The organism is Heminiphilus faecis, assembly GCF_008728965.1.
Lineage (GTDB): Bacteria > Bacteroidota > Bacteroidia > Bacteroidales > Muribaculaceae > Muribaculum > Muribaculum faecis.
This window is the reverse complement of the sequence record NZ_VSMC01000005.1, coordinates 1-17,590: the sequence shown is the minus strand read 5'-3', so window position 1 is coordinate 17,590 and position 17,590 is coordinate 1. Positions and strand designations below refer to the sequence as shown.

The 17,590-nt window shown below is 47.4% G+C and carries 17 protein-coding genes, 1 tRNA gene and 1 pseudogene; 15 read left to right on the top strand and 4 right to left on the bottom strand.

The annotated features are described in order from the left end of the window. The first annotated feature begins 22 nt into the window (after positions 1 to 22). On the top strand, positions 23 to 1,027 hold the full coding sequence (locus FW767_RS03215; RefSeq protein ID WP_205523792.1) for an alpha/beta hydrolase: 1,005 nt from the start codon (positions 23 to 25) through the stop codon (positions 1,025 to 1,027). A gap of 5 nt (positions 1,028 to 1,032) precedes the next feature. Here FW767_RS03215 and FW767_RS03210 read toward each other — a convergent pair whose 3' ends face one another. From FW767_RS03210 to yihA, 3 genes are read right to left on the bottom strand one after another with little or no spacing between them, the layout of a single operon-like run. Continuing rightward, positions 1,033 to 1,881: a hypothetical protein gene (locus tag FW767_RS03210; RefSeq protein ID WP_121698321.1), complete on the bottom strand. Its 849-nt coding sequence runs from the start codon at positions 1,879 to 1,881 to the stop codon at positions 1,033 to 1,035. Next, complete coding sequence (locus FW767_RS03205; RefSeq protein WP_121698322.1) at positions 1,862 to 4,060, bottom strand: RelA/SpoT family protein; 2,199 nt, start codon at positions 4,058 to 4,060, stop codon at positions 1,862 to 1,864. The genes FW767_RS03210 and FW767_RS03205 overlap by 20 nt, the downstream gene beginning before the upstream one ends. Positions 4,061 to 4,105: 45 nt before the next feature. Further along, positions 4,106 to 4,720, bottom strand: a complete 615-nt coding sequence (yihA, locus tag FW767_RS03200) for a ribosome biogenesis GTP-binding protein YihA/YsxC (RefSeq protein ID WP_121698323.1) — start codon at positions 4,718 to 4,720, stop codon at positions 4,106 to 4,108. 166 nt (positions 4,721 to 4,886) lie between these two features. Between yihA and FW767_RS03195 the strand changes: the two genes are divergently transcribed. The 14 genes from FW767_RS03195 to FW767_RS03130 all read left to right on the top strand — a co-directional run bounded on the left by FW767_RS03195 (position 4,887) and on the right by FW767_RS03130 (position 17,001). Then, entirely contained in the window at positions 4,887 to 5,432 is a 546-nt protein-coding gene (locus tag FW767_RS03195) for a DUF1599 domain-containing protein (RefSeq protein ID WP_121698324.1), read from the top strand. Continuing rightward, the gene (locus FW767_RS03190; protein WP_121698325.1) at positions 5,425 to 6,678 is read left to right on the top strand and encodes a BT_3928 family protein; all 1,254 of its coding nucleotides are present in this window, start codon (positions 5,425 to 5,427) and stop codon (positions 6,676 to 6,678) included. Before FW767_RS03195 ends, FW767_RS03190 begins: the two co-directional genes overlap by 8 nt. A gap of 57 nt (positions 6,679 to 6,735) precedes the next feature. Further along, on the top strand, positions 6,736 to 7,491 hold the full coding sequence (gene tpiA, locus FW767_RS03185; protein WP_121698339.1) for a triose-phosphate isomerase: 756 nt from the start codon (positions 6,736 to 6,738) through the stop codon (positions 7,489 to 7,491). A 134-nt stretch (positions 7,492 to 7,625) separates the two neighbouring features. Beyond that, positions 7,626 to 8,111 (top strand): SPOR domain-containing protein, encoded by a 486-nt coding sequence (locus tag FW767_RS03180; protein WP_121698326.1) that lies wholly within the window; start codon positions 7,626 to 7,628, stop codon positions 8,109 to 8,111. A 13-nt stretch (positions 8,112 to 8,124) separates the two neighbouring features. Beyond that, on the top strand, positions 8,125 to 8,697 hold the full coding sequence (folE, locus tag FW767_RS03175) for a GTP cyclohydrolase I FolE (protein WP_121698327.1): 573 nt from the start codon (positions 8,125 to 8,127) through the stop codon (positions 8,695 to 8,697). A gap of 101 nt (positions 8,698 to 8,798) precedes the next feature. Next, positions 8,799 to 12,356: an isoleucine--tRNA ligase gene (gene ileS / locus FW767_RS03170; RefSeq protein ID WP_121698328.1), complete on the top strand. Its 3,558-nt coding sequence runs from the start codon at positions 8,799 to 8,801 to the stop codon at positions 12,354 to 12,356. Between the two features lie 21 nt (positions 12,357 to 12,377). Further along, positions 12,378 to 12,770 carry a TraR/DksA family transcriptional regulator gene (locus FW767_RS03165; protein WP_121698329.1) on the top strand — a complete coding sequence of 131 codons (393 nt, stop codon included), beginning with the start codon at positions 12,378 to 12,380 and terminating at the stop codon, positions 12,768 to 12,770. An 8-nt stretch (positions 12,771 to 12,778) separates the two neighbouring features. Further along, the gene (locus FW767_RS03160; protein WP_121698330.1) at positions 12,779 to 13,414 is read left to right on the top strand and encodes a lipoprotein signal peptidase; all 636 of its coding nucleotides are present in this window, start codon (positions 12,779 to 12,781) and stop codon (positions 13,412 to 13,414) included. Then, positions 13,411 to 14,202, top strand: coding sequence for a DUF4296 domain-containing protein (locus FW767_RS03155; protein WP_121698331.1), 792 nt, complete (start codon positions 13,411 to 13,413; stop codon positions 14,200 to 14,202). Before FW767_RS03160 ends, FW767_RS03155 begins: the two co-directional genes overlap by 4 nt. Positions 14,203 to 14,214: 12 nt before the next feature. Beyond that, a complete protein-coding gene (locus FW767_RS03150) occupies positions 14,215 to 14,526 on the top strand; it encodes a hypothetical protein (RefSeq protein ID WP_121698332.1) in 312 nt (103 codons plus the stop codon). Between the two features lie 97 nt (positions 14,527 to 14,623). After that, positions 14,624 to 14,779: a 50S ribosomal protein L34 gene (gene rpmH / locus FW767_RS03145; protein WP_121698333.1), complete on the top strand. Its 156-nt coding sequence runs from the start codon at positions 14,624 to 14,626 to the stop codon at positions 14,777 to 14,779. Between the two features lie 95 nt (positions 14,780 to 14,874). Continuing rightward, positions 14,875 to 15,759, top strand: a complete 885-nt coding sequence (gene folD / locus FW767_RS03140; RefSeq protein ID WP_121698334.1) for a bifunctional methylenetetrahydrofolate dehydrogenase/methenyltetrahydrofolate cyclohydrolase FolD — start codon at positions 14,875 to 14,877, stop codon at positions 15,757 to 15,759. A 12-nt stretch (positions 15,760 to 15,771) separates the two neighbouring features. Further along, entirely contained in the window at positions 15,772 to 16,902 is a 1,131-nt protein-coding gene (locus FW767_RS03135) for a CapA family protein (RefSeq protein WP_121698335.1), read from the top strand. Positions 16,903 to 16,925: 23 nt separating this feature from the next. Continuing rightward, a tRNA-His gene (locus FW767_RS03130) sits at positions 16,926 to 17,001 on the top strand. A gap of 113 nt (positions 17,002 to 17,114) precedes the next feature. Here FW767_RS03130 and FW767_RS03125 read toward each other — a convergent pair. Then, positions 17,115 to 17,258: pseudogene (locus FW767_RS03125) on the bottom strand (transposase); the annotation flags it as partial. Between the last annotated feature and the right edge of the window lie 332 nt (positions 17,259 to 17,590).

Sequence of the window (17,590 nt, the reverse complement as noted above, 5' to 3'; positions counted from 1 at the left end):
GGCGTGGATTGTTAACATCTATATGAAAAAGATATTTATTGCGGCGTTATGTGTGGCCTGTACATTTGTAGGGCTACAGGCACGGGTGTGGGAGCCTGATGTGCTCGGCGACGGCTATGAGATGAGTTATGTGGACCAAGGGAGTGACTATAGCGGATCGGTAAGAAGCACCGTTGTACGCAAACTGTCGCCGTGTGGCGGCAATAGGGGAGTGTTGTATGTACATGGATTCAATGACTATTTTTTTCAGAAGGAGATGGGTGACATGTTTGTCGATTCATGTTATAATTTTTACGCAGTTGACTTGCGCAAATACGGACGCTCCATCATGCGTGGACAAAAGAAGTTTCAGGTAAGAGACATGCATGAATACTTTGCCGATATAGACTCGGCTTTGTCTTGTATGAAGCGTGACGGTATTGAAGAGGTAATACTTATGGGGCATTCTACCGGAGGGCTTACCACTGCGTTGTATATGAATGAAAGCCCTGACCCGTCTATAAAGGCGCTTATCCTGAACAGTCCTTTCCTTGATTGGAACCAGAGCTCCTTTCAGGAAAAACTCCTGATACCGGTTGTGGATACATTTGGCGGCATATTCCCCGATATGGCTATATCGCAGGGTGACAGCCGCGGATATAGCGAGAGCCTGCTTAAGCGTTATGGTGGAGAGTGGGAATACAATACCGATTGGAAACTCGAAGTGTCACCGGATGTGGATACCGGCTGGATAAGGGCTATCGACCTTGCGCAAGGCATATTGCAGAATGATCCGCATATCGGAGTGCCGGTGCTGCTTATGCATTCTGACCGAAGTGTGAAAGAGGGTGATCCTTCGGCGACGTATGGCGAAGCCGACGCCGTACTTGATGTCGAAGATATATCACGTTACGGGCATCGGCTTGGAATAATGGTTACTGAAATTACAGTCAACGGAGGCCTTCATGACCTTGTGCTGTCAAGACAAGAGGTAAGGGAGGCGCTGTATGAATATATGTTCGGATGGCTCTCCCGTCAAGGTCTGTAAGCAGATTATTTGTCGTCTTCTGTATGGGAAGTACGTGCTGCTTGGTCACGGGCAAGAAGCAATTGCTTGTCGAGAAAATCGCGTTTGGCGGCCATGCGGCGTTTACCTGTCATGGCTTGTGACAGACCGTAGGCGCGTTGCATTGCAAGGCGGTCGTTAGCTGACAGTGTTGTCGTATGCGATTTTTTGCCGTTAAATATAAGTTTGATGTTTTTTGCCTTATTATCGGTCAGGAAATGTCCGAGCGTATCGCATTCGGCTCCGGTGAAGGTTATCATCTCCGTACCTCCTGAACGGTAATTTCGCTCTCCGTCATAGTCCACTGTCGCTGTTGTGACTTTGCCGTTTCCGTCGGTGAGCGATATGGATGTATGCTTTACGGGGTTTGATGCAAGCGAACTTATCATGTAAAACTGCCCGTCGGGCGATACTCGTGATTCGACTCCGGTGCGATTGAACAGTGTGGACTTGGCATACTCCTTTATAACATAATATCCCTCTACGAGCTGCGGGTTGTCTACAAGTGTGAAGTATTGCATAAGCGAGTCCTGAAGATGGCTGTACCATGACTGAAGGCTGTCGGTGGACTCAAGTTCTTTTATCGTCTGTCCCTCGATGACCTGTGGTCTGAGGTGCATGCCTTCACGCTGGGCTTCGATTTGCGCCGGATATTTGACCTTAAGAGTGTCGAGCCGTTCAAGAGCTGTGGCATAGTCGCCGGCTTTAAGGGCAGAATCCGCTTCGGCCACCAGCTTGCCGGCCTGTGCTGACTCGTCATTTTTGCTTCCGCATGATGCAAGCAGCAGAGCCGTTGCTATCAGTAGCGGATGTAGTTTACTTACTGCGTTGTACATCTTTTACTCCTTTTACTGTTTTTAATTTCTTTATAAGGTTGTTAAGGGTCGTGGTGTCATTTACACCCACAATCAGGAAGCCCTGAAATATATTGTCGTCAGAGTTTATCGATATGCTGCGGAGTGTCACATCTTTTTCTTTGTTTATTATTGACGTGATGTTGGTCACGATACCTATGTCATCATGGCCGATGATACGCAGTGTGGCTCCGAACTGTTGTCCAAGTTTGCCCGACCATCGGGTGGTAATGACACGATAAGGATACTTCTCCTTTATGTTTGCGGCATTGGGGCAGTCGCTGCGGTGTACTTTTATGACTCCTTCCGCAGAGATGAACCCGAATACATCGTCGCCGAATATTGGATTGCAGCACTTGGCAAGGCGATAGTTGATGCCCTTTATGTTATCGCCGATTACGAGTACGTCATCGGTATTGTCATCCTCTTCCTTTACAAGCTGGAATTCTTCAGCCGATCTTATCTCGGCGCTTTCAGCTGCTTTTCGCTCCACGGCCTCATATTCGGCTATTATGTCGTTTATGTCAAGGCGTTCGTCGCCGACGGCATAATAGAAGTCGGTGACAGTCTTGTAGCCCATCTTTTTGATGACCTTCATTATTGTGGGCTCCTGAAGCTCAATCTTGCGGTTTTTGAAGCGGCGCTCTACCAGCTCTTTGCCGAGAGTGGCCGAGCGGTTGTTCATCTCGTGAACGGTCTGGCGTATTTTATTTCTGGCTTTTGATGTAACTACAAAGTTAAGCCAGTCGAGTTTGGGTACCTGAGTGCTGGATGTCAGTATCTCGACTGTGTCGCCGCTTTTAAGCTTGTAGTTAAGCCTTTCGTTCTTTTCATTTACCTTTGCTCCGGTGCACTTTATTCCCAGATTGGAGTGTATGTTAAACGCGAAGTCAAGAACCGATGCGCCGTAAGGCAATTTGTACAGGTCGCCTTTCGGTGTAAAGACAAACACCTCCTTGTCGTAAATGTCCATCTTCATGTTTTTCATCAGCTCCATCGGCCCGGTTTCGGCGGTTTCGAGTATGTCGCGCACGTTGTTCATCCACACGTCGAGATTGCCTTCGCTCTTTATGCCTTTGTAACGCCAGTGTGCGGCAAGGCCTTTTTCAGCTATAAGGTCCATGCGTTTGGTGCGTATCTGTACCTCCACCCAGCGTTGGTCAGGCCCGTATACGGTTATATGCAGCGATTCATACCCGTTGCTTTTAGGTATGCTGAGCCAGTCTTTCAGACGCGAAGGATTTGGGCGGTACAGGTCGGTTATTATGGAGTATGCGAGCCAGCAGTCGCTTTTCTCGTTTGTAGGTTCGCTGTCGATTATAATCCTTATGGCAAAAAGGTCATATATATGCTCAATGTCGTTTTTCTGCTTGCGCAGCTTGTTCCATATCGAGTATATGGATTTTGTGCGGCCTTTCACCTCATACTTCAGGTTGGTCATGCCCAATTTTTCTTTTATCGGGCGTATGAACTCGGCTATGTAGGCGTCGCGGCTTGTCTTTGTCTCGTTGAGTTTACGGGCTATTTCGGTGTACGTATCTCTGTTGGTGTATTTGAGCGACATATCCTCAAGCTCCGACTTTATGGCATACAGGCCGAGACGATGGGCGAGTGGGGCATACAGATAGTTTGCCTCATAAGCTACATCGTGCACCATCTTTTCGTTGGGGTGATGGTTGATGGCCCTCATGAGCACAAGGCGGTCTATGATCATGATTATGATGACGCGTATGTCATCGGCAAATGTCAGCAGAAGTTTGCGGAAGTTGTCACTTTCAACCGCTGCTTGCCGGCTGTAAAGGGTCGACACTTTTAAAAGTCCGCGTATGAGTTTGGCTATGTCGTCACCCCATTCTTTTACGAGTTCTTCTTCCGGTATAAACTCCGTTTTGCACAGATTGAAAAGCAGAATGGCTATTATCATGTTTCTGTCGGGGCTTATCATCTCACATAGTGCAAGCGCGGTCGACAGGTTGTGTACCGTCGGATTTATGCCGTAACGGTCGCGGCGATAATGGTTCTGGTGTATGCCTTCGTTTATTATGTGTCTTACTTTTGCAATGTCGCCGTGCTCGGTTACATCATGTGTGTGTACGAGCAACTTGCGAAATGCAGCAAGCATGTATTTTTTTTCTTCAGGAGTAAGATATTTTTCTTCCATAATTAAAAAGTCTTTTAAAATGGAACGTGTTATCGGAGTTTACGGTTATTCGTCGGGCGATGCCAAAGGTAGCCGGTTCAGCTCTTCTATATAATCAAGAAGTTCTTTTCTCCCACGGCCGTTGCTGCTTGAAGTGTAGAATACCGGCGGCAGCTCTTCCCATTGTTCACGCAGGCGGTCGAGGTATTTGCCGGTCTGTATTTTGCCTGCGGCCGACGACAGTTTGTCAAGTTTGGTAAATACTATCGCGAACGGCACTCCGTTTTCTCCGAGCCATTCCATGAATTCCAAGTCTATTTTCTGTGGATTATGGCGGGAGTCGACGAGCACAAACAGATTGGTCATCTGACGTCGTTCGAGTATATAGTCTTCGATGATACGTTTTATTTCGGTCTGCATTTTCTTGCCGCGCTGGGCATATCCATAGCCGGGTAGGTCCACGATATACCACTCGTCGTTTATCAGAAAGTGGTTGATAAGCGTGGTCTTTCCGGGCGTGGATGAGGTCATGGCCAGCCCCTTACGGCCGGTAAGCATGTTTATAAGCGATGACTTGCCGACATTGGAGCGTCCTATGAAGGCATACTCGTGGCGTGCGGTGTCAGGGCATTTTGCCACATTTGAATTGCTTATCTCGAATTTTGCAGAAGTGATATTCATCTAAGTCTTGTTTGGTTACGTAAAGATAGTAATATTTTCTCGTAATTATATAAAATAAATGCGTATTTCGTATTATTGTTGAGTCCGAGATATATTTTAAACATACTCTTGTTTTCGGGATATCGTGTAATAATGCTATCTTTGCAATGATAAAAGCAATATTTTTATGGCCGATACAATAGCTCAGTTTGATCGCGCGCTTGAAAAGTGTCGTGACGTGTTTGTTAAGAAGTTGAAGGATTACGGTGCTTCGTGGCGAATAATGCGTCCGGAGTCGGTCACTGACCAGATATTTATAAAAGCCACACGCATAAGGTCGCTGGAGACTAAAAAAGTGTCAAAGGTAGGCGAGGGCATACTTCCGGAGTTTATGGCTATTGTCAATTATGGTGTCATAGGACTTATTCAGCTTGAACTCGGATTCTGCGACAAGGAGGACCTTGATATGGATAAAGCCATACAGCTTTATGACCGCTACGTAGCCTTTACACGCGAGCTTATGATTAAGAAAAATCATGACTATGATGAGGCTTGGCGCGGCATGAGGATACATTCGTATACCGACATCATACTTCAGAAACTTATGCGGACCAAGCAGATTGAGGACAATGCCGGAGTGACACTCGTGTCTGAAGGCATAGACGCCAATTATCAGGACATGATAAATTACTCCGTTTTCGCCATAATAAAGCTGACTGAAGGAAATGAGTGAGTTTTTAAGCCGTCACAACAAGGCTATCGTATGGGCTTTCCGCATACTGGTCGGTGCGGTGTTCATTGTGTCGGGAACGACAAAAATGATTGACGTATGGGGTTTTGTCTACAAGATAGAGCAATACCTCAATGTATGGTCATGGCCGCAGCCCCGTTCTCTGGTCCTTGTGGTGGCTATGGGGCTTTCGGCTCTTGAATTTCTTACCGGATGGTTTCTGATAACCGGATGTTATAAGCGAACATGTGTATGGCTGATGTCTTTGACTATGCTGGGCATGTTGCCGCTTACGCTCTATATAGCCATTGCCAATCCTGTAAGCGATTGCGGATGCTTCGGCGATTTTCTGCTTATATCCAATACGGCCACATTTATTAAGAATGTAGTCATATCGGTGATGTTGGCCTATCTTCTGTTTCATAATCGAGAGGTGCGTGGATTATTCTCTGCATATTCGCAGTGGCTCGTCGGTTTTGTGGCGGTCGTGTACATCGTTATAATCGGTCTTTTCGGATATAATGTGCAGCCTCTTGTCGATTTCCGTCCTTACAAGGAGGGTACTGCATTGTTATATGACCGTGACGATGATTATGAAGGCGCATGGCGGTTTATATATGAAAAAAACGGTGAGAGCAGGGAGTTCGGCGAGAATGAATTGCCCGACAGTACATGGACTTTTGTCGACCGGGTTGAGCCGGAGCGGGTGAACGTTCAGGAGGAGCGGACGTTGGCTGTGTTTGACGGTGATGAGGATGTAACCGAAGAGGTTATTGCCAGAGAAGGCATACAGGTTCTGGTGCTGATTCCGGAGATGAAAAATCTGGATGCTTCATCGACATATCTTATAAATGACATGAACCGCTATGTGAGGTCGCTCGGGGGAGAGATGATAGCCATTCTTGGAGCCGACAGCAAAGGAGTGGAGTTCTGGCGAGATTTCTCATTGGCGTCATATGACATCTATACGGCTGAAGATACTTCGCTTAAAGAGCTGGCCCGAGGTAATGTGTCGGTGGTGTATCTTAAAGACGGCCATATAGTATGGAAGCGCTCTTTGTCATCGATTGACAGCGACTGGTTTGCATCGGCTGACGATAATGCCCTTGATCTGTTGACATATTCCGGAACTTTCTTGTTCTGGCTGCTTACCGTTCTGTTCTTGGGTGTTGAAGCGGTGCTGTGGGGTATCGATAGAAGCGGAAGGGCAGTAAAATTGCATTTCTCGCGTAGAAATCGGAAAAAATAATTAATTTTGCAGATAATAAAGCAATACCAAATATATCAATTAATATATATATTAAGAATGAGAAAGAAAATTGTAGCAGGAAACTGGAAGATGAACACCAATCTTCAGGAAGGTGTGGCTCTTGCATGTGAAGTGAACAAGGCTTTGAAGGATGCAACTCCCAAGTGTGATGTGGTTATTGCCGTTCCCTTTACTCATCTCGCAACTGTAAATGAAGTGATTGACAAGAGCAAGCTTGGTCTTGGTGCTGAAAACTGCGCTGACCACAAGTCAGGCGCTTATACCGGCGAGGTATCGGCTTCAATGGTAGCTTCTACCGGTGCCACTTATGTGATACTCGGACACTCGGAGCGTCGTCAGTACTATGGTGAGACTTCTGAGACTCTTAAGGAAAAAGTGGCTCTCGCCCTTGAAAACAATCTGACTCCTATCTTCTGTATCGGAGAAGTGCTTGCAGAACGCGAGAACGGCACCTACAACGAGGTAGTTAAGAAGCAGATCGAGGATGCTCTTTTCCATTTGTCGGCTGAGGATTTCGGAAAGATTATACTCGCTTACGAACCGGTATGGGCCATCGGCACAGGCAAGACCGCTACCGATGATCAGGCTGAGGACATGCATGCGTTTATCCGCGGTGTCATAGCCGAGCGTTACGGCAAGGAAGTGGCTGAGGATACCTCCATCCTTTATGGCGGAAGCTGTAAGCCCTCTAATGCTCCCCAGCTGTTTGCAAAGCCCGACGTTGACGGCGGACTTATCGGCGGTGCCGCTCTTGATGCAGCATCGTTCATGGGCATTGTAAATGCATTCTGATTCGGATTTCCGATATAGAAATAAATCATTGAACGACGGATGCTCCGGTATATTCCGGCAGGCATCCGTCTTTTTTATATTGCAAGTATATTATATTTTAACTAACTTTGCACGAAATTCAATCCGATACATAAGTGAAGATAACAAGGATTTTGATAATGTTGCTTCTCGGTATGTGGCACATGTCAGCAAGCGCCGAGACTGTCGATTCTCTATCGCGGAGGGCGTCGATTGTGGAGCATATCGAGGCCGATAGTGCCATAACAGTCATCATGCCAGAGGCATTGGAGCATAGGCTGATATACGAGGCCCCGCACGCGACTGTGGAAGCGCGCCCCGCGTCAGGCAAGACGGGCGGTTATCGTATTCAGGTGTTTTCCGACAACAATGCCCGTACTGCAAAGGCTGAAGCCCGTACCCGGGCACGCAATGTGGCCGCACGGTTTCCTCAATATCCGACTTACGTAGTGTATAGTTCTCCATATTGGAGACTGCGTGTGGGAAATTTCCGTACTCAGGACGACGCAAATGCTGCCGCTCATGAGCTTAAGGAGGCTTTTCCCCGTTATAGCAGAGAGATAAGGGTCGTGCGCGATCGTATAATAGTGGCGGACGACTGATTTTTTTCAAGTGATGGATAAGGATCAGGTAATAGCGCGGATAGCGGAGCATTATGAAGGCATAATAAGGCTTCTCGGCGACGACCCGTCGCGACATGGCCTTGAAAAGACGCCTGTGAGGGCGGCCAAGGCTTTGTATTATGCAACTCAGGGTTACCGCGAAAATGCCGATGATATAATGAAATCGGCGATATTTGAGTATGCCGGCTCTCAGATGGTCATAGTAAAGGATATAGAGTTCTACTCGTTCTGCGAGCATCATATCCTGCCGTTTTTCGGACGTGTATCGGTCGGTTATATTCCCGACGGAGAGATGATAGGCCTTTCAAAACTCGCCCGTGCGGTAAACGTATATGCCCGCCGCCTTCAGGTTCAGGAGCGTCTTACGGCCGAAATATGCGCCAGTATTTCGCGCTCGTTGCATACCAAAGGGGTTATTGTCGCTTGCAATGCCCAGCATCTGTGCATGAAGATGCGTGGTGTGGAGAAGCAGGATTCAAGCACGACCACAATTGAATACAACGGGCTTTTTTCAACTCCAGAGATGAGAGCTGAATTTTTTAGCCTTCTTCGTGACATACATTAATCATCCCGGTCTTTTATAAGTAAGAACGTATAAAAGTTTTTAATTTGGCTGATTTGTTGTAAATTTGCAAAAAATTTACATTAGGCAAATTAGTCACTGAGATGAAAAAGAAATTTAACGAATATAACAATTTCAATCTTTCCGAGATAAATCGAAGCGTCCTTGAACGCTGGAATTCAGAGAACCTCTTTGAGCAGAGCATGAAAGTGCGTGAGGGTGCGCCGTCGTTTGTGTTTTACGAAGGACCTCCGTCGGCCAACGGTATGCCGGGTATTCATCACGTGATGGCTCGTACCATAAAGGATATATTTTGCCGTTACAAGACTATGAAAGGCTTCCATGTGAAGCGTAAGGCCGGATGGGATACTCATGGACTTCCGGTAGAACTTGGAGTCGAGAAGTCTCTCGGTATAACCAAGGAGGATATCGGTAAAAAAATCTCGGTTGACGACTATAATGCCGCCTGTCGCCGCGAAGTGATGAAATATACCAAAGAGTGGGAAAATCTTACCAACTCGATGGGATATTGGGTCGACATGAATGACCCGTATATAACATATGACAACCGGTATATCGAGACTGTATGGTGGTTGTTGAGCCGGCTGTATAAGAACGGCTATCTATATAAAGGCTATACCATTCAGCCTTATTCACCCGCAGCAGGAACCGGATTGAGCACACACGAGCTTAACCAGCCCGGATGCTATCGCGATGTCAAGGATACCACGGTGACGGCCATGTTCCGTATTTCGGAGCCTAAACCCGAAATGCTCGGGTGGGGTACTCCCTGTATTCTCGCATGGACTACCACTCCTTGGACTCTGCCATCCAATACCGCTCTCTGTGTGGGGCCGAAAATCGAGTATGTGCTTGTCAATACATATAATCCTTATAACGGAGATAAGATAAGCGTTGTCTTGGCAAAGGCACGGGTGAACGCTTATTTCAAACCCGAAGGCGCCGAACTGCCGATGGATACCTATAAGCCCGGTGATAAGACGGTACCTTACCGTATTGTGGCCGAGTATGAGGCCTCCGACCTTATAGGCATGAAGTATGACCAGTTGATGCCTTGGGTGAAGCCCACCGAAAAGCTTAATGACAATTCGCCCGAATTTGTAAAAGAATATGCCGCCCGATGCCCTGAAAAGGTTTTCGCTGTCGGCAAGGATGATTTTGTCGAACTTTCTTCCGAGGCGTTCCGTGTGATCCCCGGCGATTATGTTACTACGGAAGACGGTACCGGCATAGTACACATCGCGCCTACTTTCGGCGCCGATGACGCACGTGTGGCTAAAGCCGCCGGCATACCTTCGTTATTTATGATCAATGCGAAGGGAGAGACCCGTCCTATGGTGGATCTTACCGGAAAGTATTATCTCCTCGATGACTGCGCCAAGCCGTTTGTTGAGCACTGCGTCAATGTGGAGCTGTACGGGCGTCATGAAGGCGATTATGTCAAAAATGCTTACGACCCGCGTTTTAACGTCGACGGCAAGTATGATGACAAGGCCGCCGAGAAGTCCGAGGATCTTAATGTGGTCATAGCCATAGAGATGAAGCAGGCCGGTGAAGCGTTCAGGATAGAGAAGCATGTGCACAACTATCCTCATTGTTGGCGTACCGACAAGCCCGTGCTTTATTATCCGCTCGACAGCTGGTTTATACGCACTACAGCCGCCCGCGAAAAGCTCATGGCCAATAATGAGACTATAAAATGGAAACCCCAGTCCACCGGTTCGGGCCGTTTTGGCAAATGGTTGGAGAACCTTCAGGACTGGAACCTGTCGCGTAGCCGCTATTGGGGTACGCCGCTTCCGATATGGCGTACTGACGACGGTGTTGAGGAGATATGTATCGACAGCGTGCAGACGTTGTATGATGAGATCGAAAAATCGGTCAAGGCCGGAGTGATGGAAGCAAACCCCTATAAGGATAAGGGTTTTGTGCCCGGTGACTATTCCAAGGCAAATTATGAGAAGATTGACCTTCACCGACCTTATGTCGATGACATAGTGCTTGTGTCATCAACCGGCAAGCCTATGCATCGTGAGCTTGACCTGATCGATGTGTGGTTTGACTCAGGCGCTATGCCTTATGCGCAGATACATTATCCGTTTGAGAACAAAGAGGGCCTTGACTCCGGTGACCTTTATCCGGCCGATTTTATAGCAGAGGGTGTCGATCAGACGCGCGGATGGTTCTTTACTCTTCATGCCATTGCAGGTATGGTCTTTGACTCGGTGGCCTATAAGGCTGTAATTTCCAACGGGCTTGTGCTTGACCGTTTCGGAAACAAGATGTCGAAGCGTCTCGGCAATGCCGTGAATCCGTTTGAGGCTATAAACGAGTTCGGTTCCGATCCGTTGCGATGGTACATGATTGCAAATTCTTCACCATGGGATAATCTTAAATATGATCCCGAAGGTGTGAAGGAGACGGCCCGCAAGTTATTTGCTACACTTTACAATACTTACTCTTTCTTCGCTCTATATGCCAATGTTGACGGCTTTGACAATTCACAGCCGCAGGTGCCGGTCGCTGAAAGACCTGAAATAGACCGATGGATACTTTCGCTGCTGAACACGCTTGTACGTGAGGTTGAGTCGGCATTGGATGACTATGAACCCACCAAGGCTGCGCGTGCCATAAATGAATTTGTCAATGACAACCTCAGCAACTGGTATGTGCGTCTTAATCGCAAACGTTTCTGGGGAGGAGAGATGGACAAGGATAAACTTGCCGCTTATCAGACTCTATACACCTGTCTTGAGACTGTGGCGTTGCTTATTGCGCCTGTGTCTCCGTTCTTCGCCGACCGCTTGTATACTGACCTTACTTCAGTGACTAAGGATAGTGTTTCGTCGGTACATCTTGCCTTGTTCCCTGTTGCGGGCGAGAGCGATTCCGATCTTGAAGAGCGTATGAAGCTCGCGCAGGATGTGACTTCGATGGTGCTCGCCCTGCGTCGTAAGGTAAACATAAAAGTACGTCAGCCGCTGTCGACTCTTATGATACCCGTACTTGACAATCGTCAGAAAGACATGATAGCGACTATGTCCGATCTGATATTGAGTGAAGTAAATGTCAAGTCGATAAAATTTGTAGGAAACGATGAGGGTGTGCTCGTTAAGCGCGTAAAACCCGACTTCAAAAAACTCGGCCCGAAATATGGCAAGATTATGAAAGCGCTTGCCGCAAAAGTATCGTCTATGTCACAGGCCGATATACTCGCTCTTGAGCGTGACGGACGATTTACTTTTGACATTGACGGTGCGGTTGCTGACGTCGAGCTGGCTGATGTGGAGATAATATCGGAGGATATCCCCGGATGGCAGGTGGCCAATGAGGGCAATCTTACGGTGGCCCTTGACGTGACGGTTACTGACGCCCTGCGTCGTGAAGGTATTGCCCGCGATATTGTTAATCGTATTCAGAACATACGTAAAGGACGTAATTACGACATAGTGGACAAGATTGTCGTCGTTTTCGCTCCTAATGAAAATACCGATGCGGCTATTGAGGCCTATGGCGACTATATAGCGAAGCAGGTGCTTGCTTCATCGGTGTCTGTGGCTCCGATAGCTGCTGATGACAAGGTTGAGACTCTCGACCTTGACGGCATAGAGCTTAACGCAGTTATTAATTTGATATCCTAACCTAAATTATACATTTTTATTATGAGTGAAAAAACACGTTATACAGATGAGGAGTTGCAGGAGTTCAAAGAACTTATCCTGAAAAAACTTGAAAAGGCACAGCGCGATTATGACCTGTTGAAAGCCAATGTCATGAACAGTGACGGAAATGACACGGCCGACACGTCGCCTACATTTAAAGTGCTTGAAGAGGGTGCCAGCACTCTCGGTAAGGAGGAGGCCGGTCAGTTGGCTCAGCGTCAGATGAAGTTTATTCAGCATCTGCAGGCCGCTCTCGTGAGAATAGAAAATAAAACTTACGGTATATGTCGTCAGACAGGCAAGCTTATACCTAAGGAACGTCTTCTTGCCGTGCCTCATGCCACATTGAGCGTCGAGGCCAAAGAAAGCGGAAAGAAACACCCTATAAGATAATTATATAGATGAAGCTGTCTAAAGGCTGGCTTGCCGTTATAATCATAGCCGGAGTGCTTCTGGTCGATCAATTGGTGAAAATATGGGTGAAAACCCATATGTATATCGGACAGGAGTTTGTAATAACCGACTGGTTTAGAATATATTTTATCGAGAATAACGGCATGGCTTTCGGTATGGAACTCGGAAGCAAGTTGTTTCTGACGTTGTTTCGTATCGTGGCTGTGGGATTTGGCATATGGTATATATGTCATATGAGAAAACGTCCTGATATCAAGGCCGGATATATAGCCTGTTGCGCGTTGATTACTGCGGGCGCGGCTGGCAATATCGTTGACTCCGTGTTTTACGGCATGATATTCAATAATCCATATCCGCCGGAAGTGGCTGTCATGTTCCCGCCGGATGGCGGTTATGCGCCGTTGTTTCACGGCAAGGTCGTGGACATGCTTTATTTTCCGCTGTTCAGTTTTTATTGGCCTTCATGGGTGCCTTTTGTCGGCGGCGAGTATTTCCTGTTCTTCCAGCCTATATTTAATATCGCTGACTCCGCTATTACGGTAGGCATATTTATATTGATATTGTTTTATTCCAAATACCTTTCCGCTCCTATTGCGGAAAAGAGTGTTGAAAAGGAAAAATGAATAAATTCCGGCAATATTTGATATGTGGCGTCATAGCGCTCGGTTCGGCCGCATGCGACCGGACGCCCGATTATGTGATAAAGCCCGATGACATGGCTGACCTGTTGGTCGACATACATAAAGGCGAAGGTGTCATAGACCTTAACAGCGCTTCTTATCGCAACGACTCATTGCGCAAGGTGCTTAAGCAGTCGGTATACATGAAGCATGGAGTCACCGCCGAGCAGGTCGATACTTCGCTTGTGTGGTACGGGCATAACGTGGAGAAGTACATTGAGGTGTATGACATGGTCATAGAGCGTCTTGAGGCCGATCTTAAAGATGCCGATGTGTCAAATAGCGGCGAGAGGGTGCAACTTGCGGTTGTCGGTGACTCTGTCGATGCTTGGAGTGACGCCAAATACCGCCGTTTTGCCTATGGCATGCCGTCCGACAACATGAAGTTCGGCCTTAAGCGTGATGACAACTGGGAGGACGGCGACGTATACACATGGAGTGTGTATGTGCGCAATCGCCGGTCGCCTATACGCTGGACTATTGCGGGGGAATACAACGACGGCACCACCGACTACATTGCACACCAGATAGGGCAGGACGGATGGAATACCATAACATTCCCTGTCGACACAGCCAAGCACCTGCGCTATGTCTATGGCATGCTCGGTGTGTCGCCCGAGAAAGGCGAGGTGACTTATATCGACAGCATATCGCTGATACGTACACGGTTCAACCCTGATAGGTACGACCGCTCCGGAGTGAAGCGCTATCTTAACGGCAAGAAAGAATAGGGTGGTGCAGTCATGAGGTATCTTAGTCATGCCGTGCTGCATGCCGGACAGGTTTACCGGCAGTCACTTGTGGCGATTGTCGATGGCAAAGTCGAAGTGAGCCGTTTTGATAGGGAGGAGCACTCTACCGTATTCGTCTCGGGGCTTGTAGCCGTGGTTGCCGATAACCGTGTGACAAATGTAAATATCGGTCAGCTCGACCGCATAGTCAAGACCGCGCCGCTTGTCGAAACTGCCATATTGCGGGCCATGCGTTATATGAAAGGACGGTCACTTTTTGTAAATGCCGGCGATGTGCCGCGGCTTATTGTATTGCAACGCTGAAAAAAGATACTAATAGTGTTGCATTAATAAAATGTTTTATGTAATTTTGCACTCGCTTTATGCGTCTTGATTATAAAAACAATAACATTATAAAACGATGAAAAGAACGTTTCAGCCCTCTAACAGAAAAAGAGTGAACAAGCATGGATTCCGTGAACGCATGTCTACCCCCGATGGCCGCAAGGTACTTGCTCGCCGTCGCGCTAAGGGTCGTGCTCATCTTACTGTAAGTGATACTATCGCTCGCAAGTAATACACGCGTAGAACGTTAACTCATAAAGCGCATCGGTATGCAGTTGCCGGTGCGCTGTTTTTATATTTAGGAAAACTTAAAAATCATTAGTTGTAATGACACTTATTGACGGTAAAAAAGTAGCCGATACCATAAAAGAAGAGATAGCGGCGACAGTCGAAAAAATGCTTGCCGAGGGTAAGAAACGCCCTCACTTGGCGGCCATATTGGTTGGCCACGACGGGGGTAGCGAGACCTATGTGGCTCATAAGGTACGCGCCTGCGAGCAGTGTGGGTTCAAGTCCACGCTTATACGGTTTGAGTCTGATGTCACTGAGGAGCGTCTTCTTGAAGCCATTGATGTACTTAACCGCGACAATGATGTCGACGGCTTCATAGTGCAGCTTCCTCTGCCTTCTCATATTTCGGAGCAGAAAATAATCGAAGCCATAGACTATCGTAAAGATGTCGACGGATTTCATCCGATAAACGTAGGCCGTATGTCTATAGGACTACCTTGTTATCTGTCGGCTACACCTGCCGGCATAATGGAGCTGCTCGCACGTTACGACATTGACACCAAAGGCAAGCGGTGTGTGGTGCTCGGACGCAGCAATATCGTGGGCAAGCCGGTGGCTTCACTGATGATGCAGAAGCACAATCCGGGCGACGCTACTGTAACCGTATGCCATAGTGCCACTGAAAATATTAAGGATATCTGCCGTGAAGCCGACATTATAATCGCGGCTTTGGGACGTCCCGGTTTTGTTACTTCCGATATGGTGAAGACGGGTGCGGTTATAATTGATGTCGGTACTACCCGTGTGCCCGATGCTACTCGTAAAAGCGGATTCCGTCTGCGGGGCGATGTCGATTTTGACAATGTGGCTCCGTTGTGTTCTTATATTACCCCTGTTCCCGGTGGAGTAGGTCCTATGACCATATGTTCGCTTATGAAGAATACGCTTCTTGCCGGACAAGGTGCCATATACGGAAAATAACAATACAATAATATGCTCTCTCCTTTTTTTAATATCATATTGTTCACCTTGGGCTCGTTATTTGCTGACGGGCCCGGGGCTGATATCGTATTTGCCGGCGATGCCATGCAACATCAGGCGCAGATTGATGCCGCTCGTAGAGATGACGGTATGCATGACTACTCGCAGTGCTTCTCCGCAGTCGAGGCATACATAGATGCCGCCGATTATGCTGTAGTTAATCTTGAGACTACGATTGCCGGAAAACCTTATACCGGCTATCCATGTTTCAGTGCGCCCGACAGTTACCTCGATGCTCTTGTCGATGCCGGTTTCGATATGATGCTTACGGCCAATAACCACACCCTTGACAAGCGCGACAAGGGACTGTTGCGCACCATAGATTGTCTTGACGACAGGAGAGTGGATCATATCGGTACATACCGCAATCAACAGGAGCGTGATTCGGTTGTGCCATTTGTGAAGGTGATTAACGGTTTTAGAGTGGCTTTCCTTAATTATACTTACGGCACAAACGGCATAAAACTTACTACACCGGCAAAGGTAGATTATATTGACCGCACTTTGATGAGAGGCGATATTTCAGCCGCACGGTCGGCCGGAGCTGAACTTATTGCGGTATGCATACATTGGGGCAACGAGTATGAGTTATTACCTGCATCTTCGCAGCGTGCTCTTGCCGATTTTCTTATTGATGAAGGTGTTGATATTATAATCGGTTCTCATCCTCATGTAATACAGCCTATGGAGATGCGCTATAATGCGCAGGGCCGCAAAGTGTTGTTGGTATATTCGCTTGGAAATTTCATTTCCAATATGAAAACACGTGATACTCGTGGTGGTGCCATGGTTAAAGTGTCGCTGAAGCGCGATGCCGATGGACGTGCTGTTGTCGATAAGGCCGATTATCGTCTGGTGTTTACTGTTCCACCATCCGATGGTGGTAATTTCAGATTGGTGCCTGTTGAAAAGTACTATGATGCGACATGGAAGTCACAGTGTAAGGCTTTTGAGGCTTCTGCCGAGAATATCTTTATTCATCATAATGTCGATGTCTTGCGTGACACGACATCGTTCCCTGATAAAAAAATGTCGCCTATTGATAGATTTTTTCTCAAAACATTTGGTGGGTTACAAAAATAGTTGTACCTTTGCACCATCGAAATGGTGAGATTAGCTCAGTTGGTTAGAGCGTCGGATTGTGGTTCCGAAGGTCGTGGGTTCGACCCCCACACCTCACCCCTCAGAAAAAGGTCTGTGTCATCCGACACAGACCTTTTTCTTTACTCCCGTACGGCGTATGGTAAACCGGGCAGCGGATGGACTAATTTGGGCGCATGGTAAAAAACCTGTGTTTAAGCGTATATTTTGCAAAGTCGGAAGATGAAAAATTTAGTATCGTTTACGCCGTGTAGTTTGGCTCTGAATGCCTTGATTTTTGAGTTGATCGCTTCGGCAGATGCGTTTGTTGAGCGGTTGTCAAAGAAGTTGAGTATCTCGGGTCAGCGGATTTTCCCGGTGGGTGGTAAGATGTCAAGAGTATAATGTGGCCAGTCTGAACATGAAGAATTTAATGTCACTGACTCTGAAGAATCCAAATAGAAACGCACAGTATTAGCTTTCAATCCACATAACCAAAGCCTCCCTCTCTCCTCGGCAGGGGATGCCCGGAGTGGCGGGGGCGGCCGAGTCCGCCCCCAAGAACGATCCGTTTCAAGAGATTCATCAACGAGTAAAACAGCAATACAAAAAAGGAGACCGAAGTCTCCTTAAGATTAAGTAATTTTGTATTGCTAAAATGAAACACTTAACCTCGGAACAAAGGTACGAA

Coding starts and splice junctions, on each gene's coding strand:
- yihA (WP_121698323.1), bottom strand. CDS start 4,720: ATGAATATCACTTCTGCAAAATTCGAGATAAGCAATTCAAATGTGGCA.
- FW767_RS03195 (WP_121698324.1), top strand. CDS start 4,887: ATGGCCGATACAATAGCTCAGTTTGATCGCGCGCTTGAAAAGTGTCGT.
- FW767_RS03160 (WP_121698330.1), top strand. CDS start 12,779: ATGAAGCTGTCTAAAGGCTGGCTTGCCGTTATAATCATAGCCGGAGTG.
- FW767_RS03155 (WP_121698331.1), top strand. CDS start 13,411: ATGAATAAATTCCGGCAATATTTGATATGTGGCGTCATAGCGCTCGGT.
- rpmH (WP_121698333.1), top strand. CDS start 14,624: ATGAAAAGAACGTTTCAGCCCTCTAACAGAAAAAGAGTGAACAAGCAT.
- folD (WP_121698334.1), top strand. CDS start 14,875: ATGACACTTATTGACGGTAAAAAAGTAGCCGATACCATAAAAGAAGAG.
- tpiA (WP_121698339.1), top strand. CDS start 6,736: ATGAGAAAGAAAATTGTAGCAGGAAACTGGAAGATGAACACCAATCTT.
- folE (WP_121698327.1), top strand. CDS start 8,125: ATGGATAAGGATCAGGTAATAGCGCGGATAGCGGAGCATTATGAAGGC.
- FW767_RS03165 (WP_121698329.1), top strand. CDS start 12,378: ATGAGTGAAAAAACACGTTATACAGATGAGGAGTTGCAGGAGTTCAAA.
- FW767_RS03205 (WP_121698322.1), bottom strand. CDS start 4,060: ATGGAAGAAAAATATCTTACTCCTGAAGAAAAAAAATACATGCTTGCT.
- FW767_RS03135 (WP_121698335.1), top strand. CDS start 15,772: ATGCTCTCTCCTTTTTTTAATATCATATTGTTCACCTTGGGCTCGTTA.
- FW767_RS03190 (WP_121698325.1), top strand. CDS start 5,425: ATGAGTGAGTTTTTAAGCCGTCACAACAAGGCTATCGTATGGGCTTTC.
- FW767_RS03210 (WP_121698321.1), bottom strand. CDS start 1,881: ATGTACAACGCAGTAAGTAAACTACATCCGCTACTGATAGCAACGGCT.
- ileS (WP_121698328.1), top strand. CDS start 8,799: ATGAAAAAGAAATTTAACGAATATAACAATTTCAATCTTTCCGAGATA.
- FW767_RS03215 (WP_205523792.1), top strand. CDS start 23: ATGAAAAAGATATTTATTGCGGCGTTATGTGTGGCCTGTACATTTGTA.
- FW767_RS03150 (WP_121698332.1), top strand. CDS start 14,215: ATGAGGTATCTTAGTCATGCCGTGCTGCATGCCGGACAGGTTTACCGG.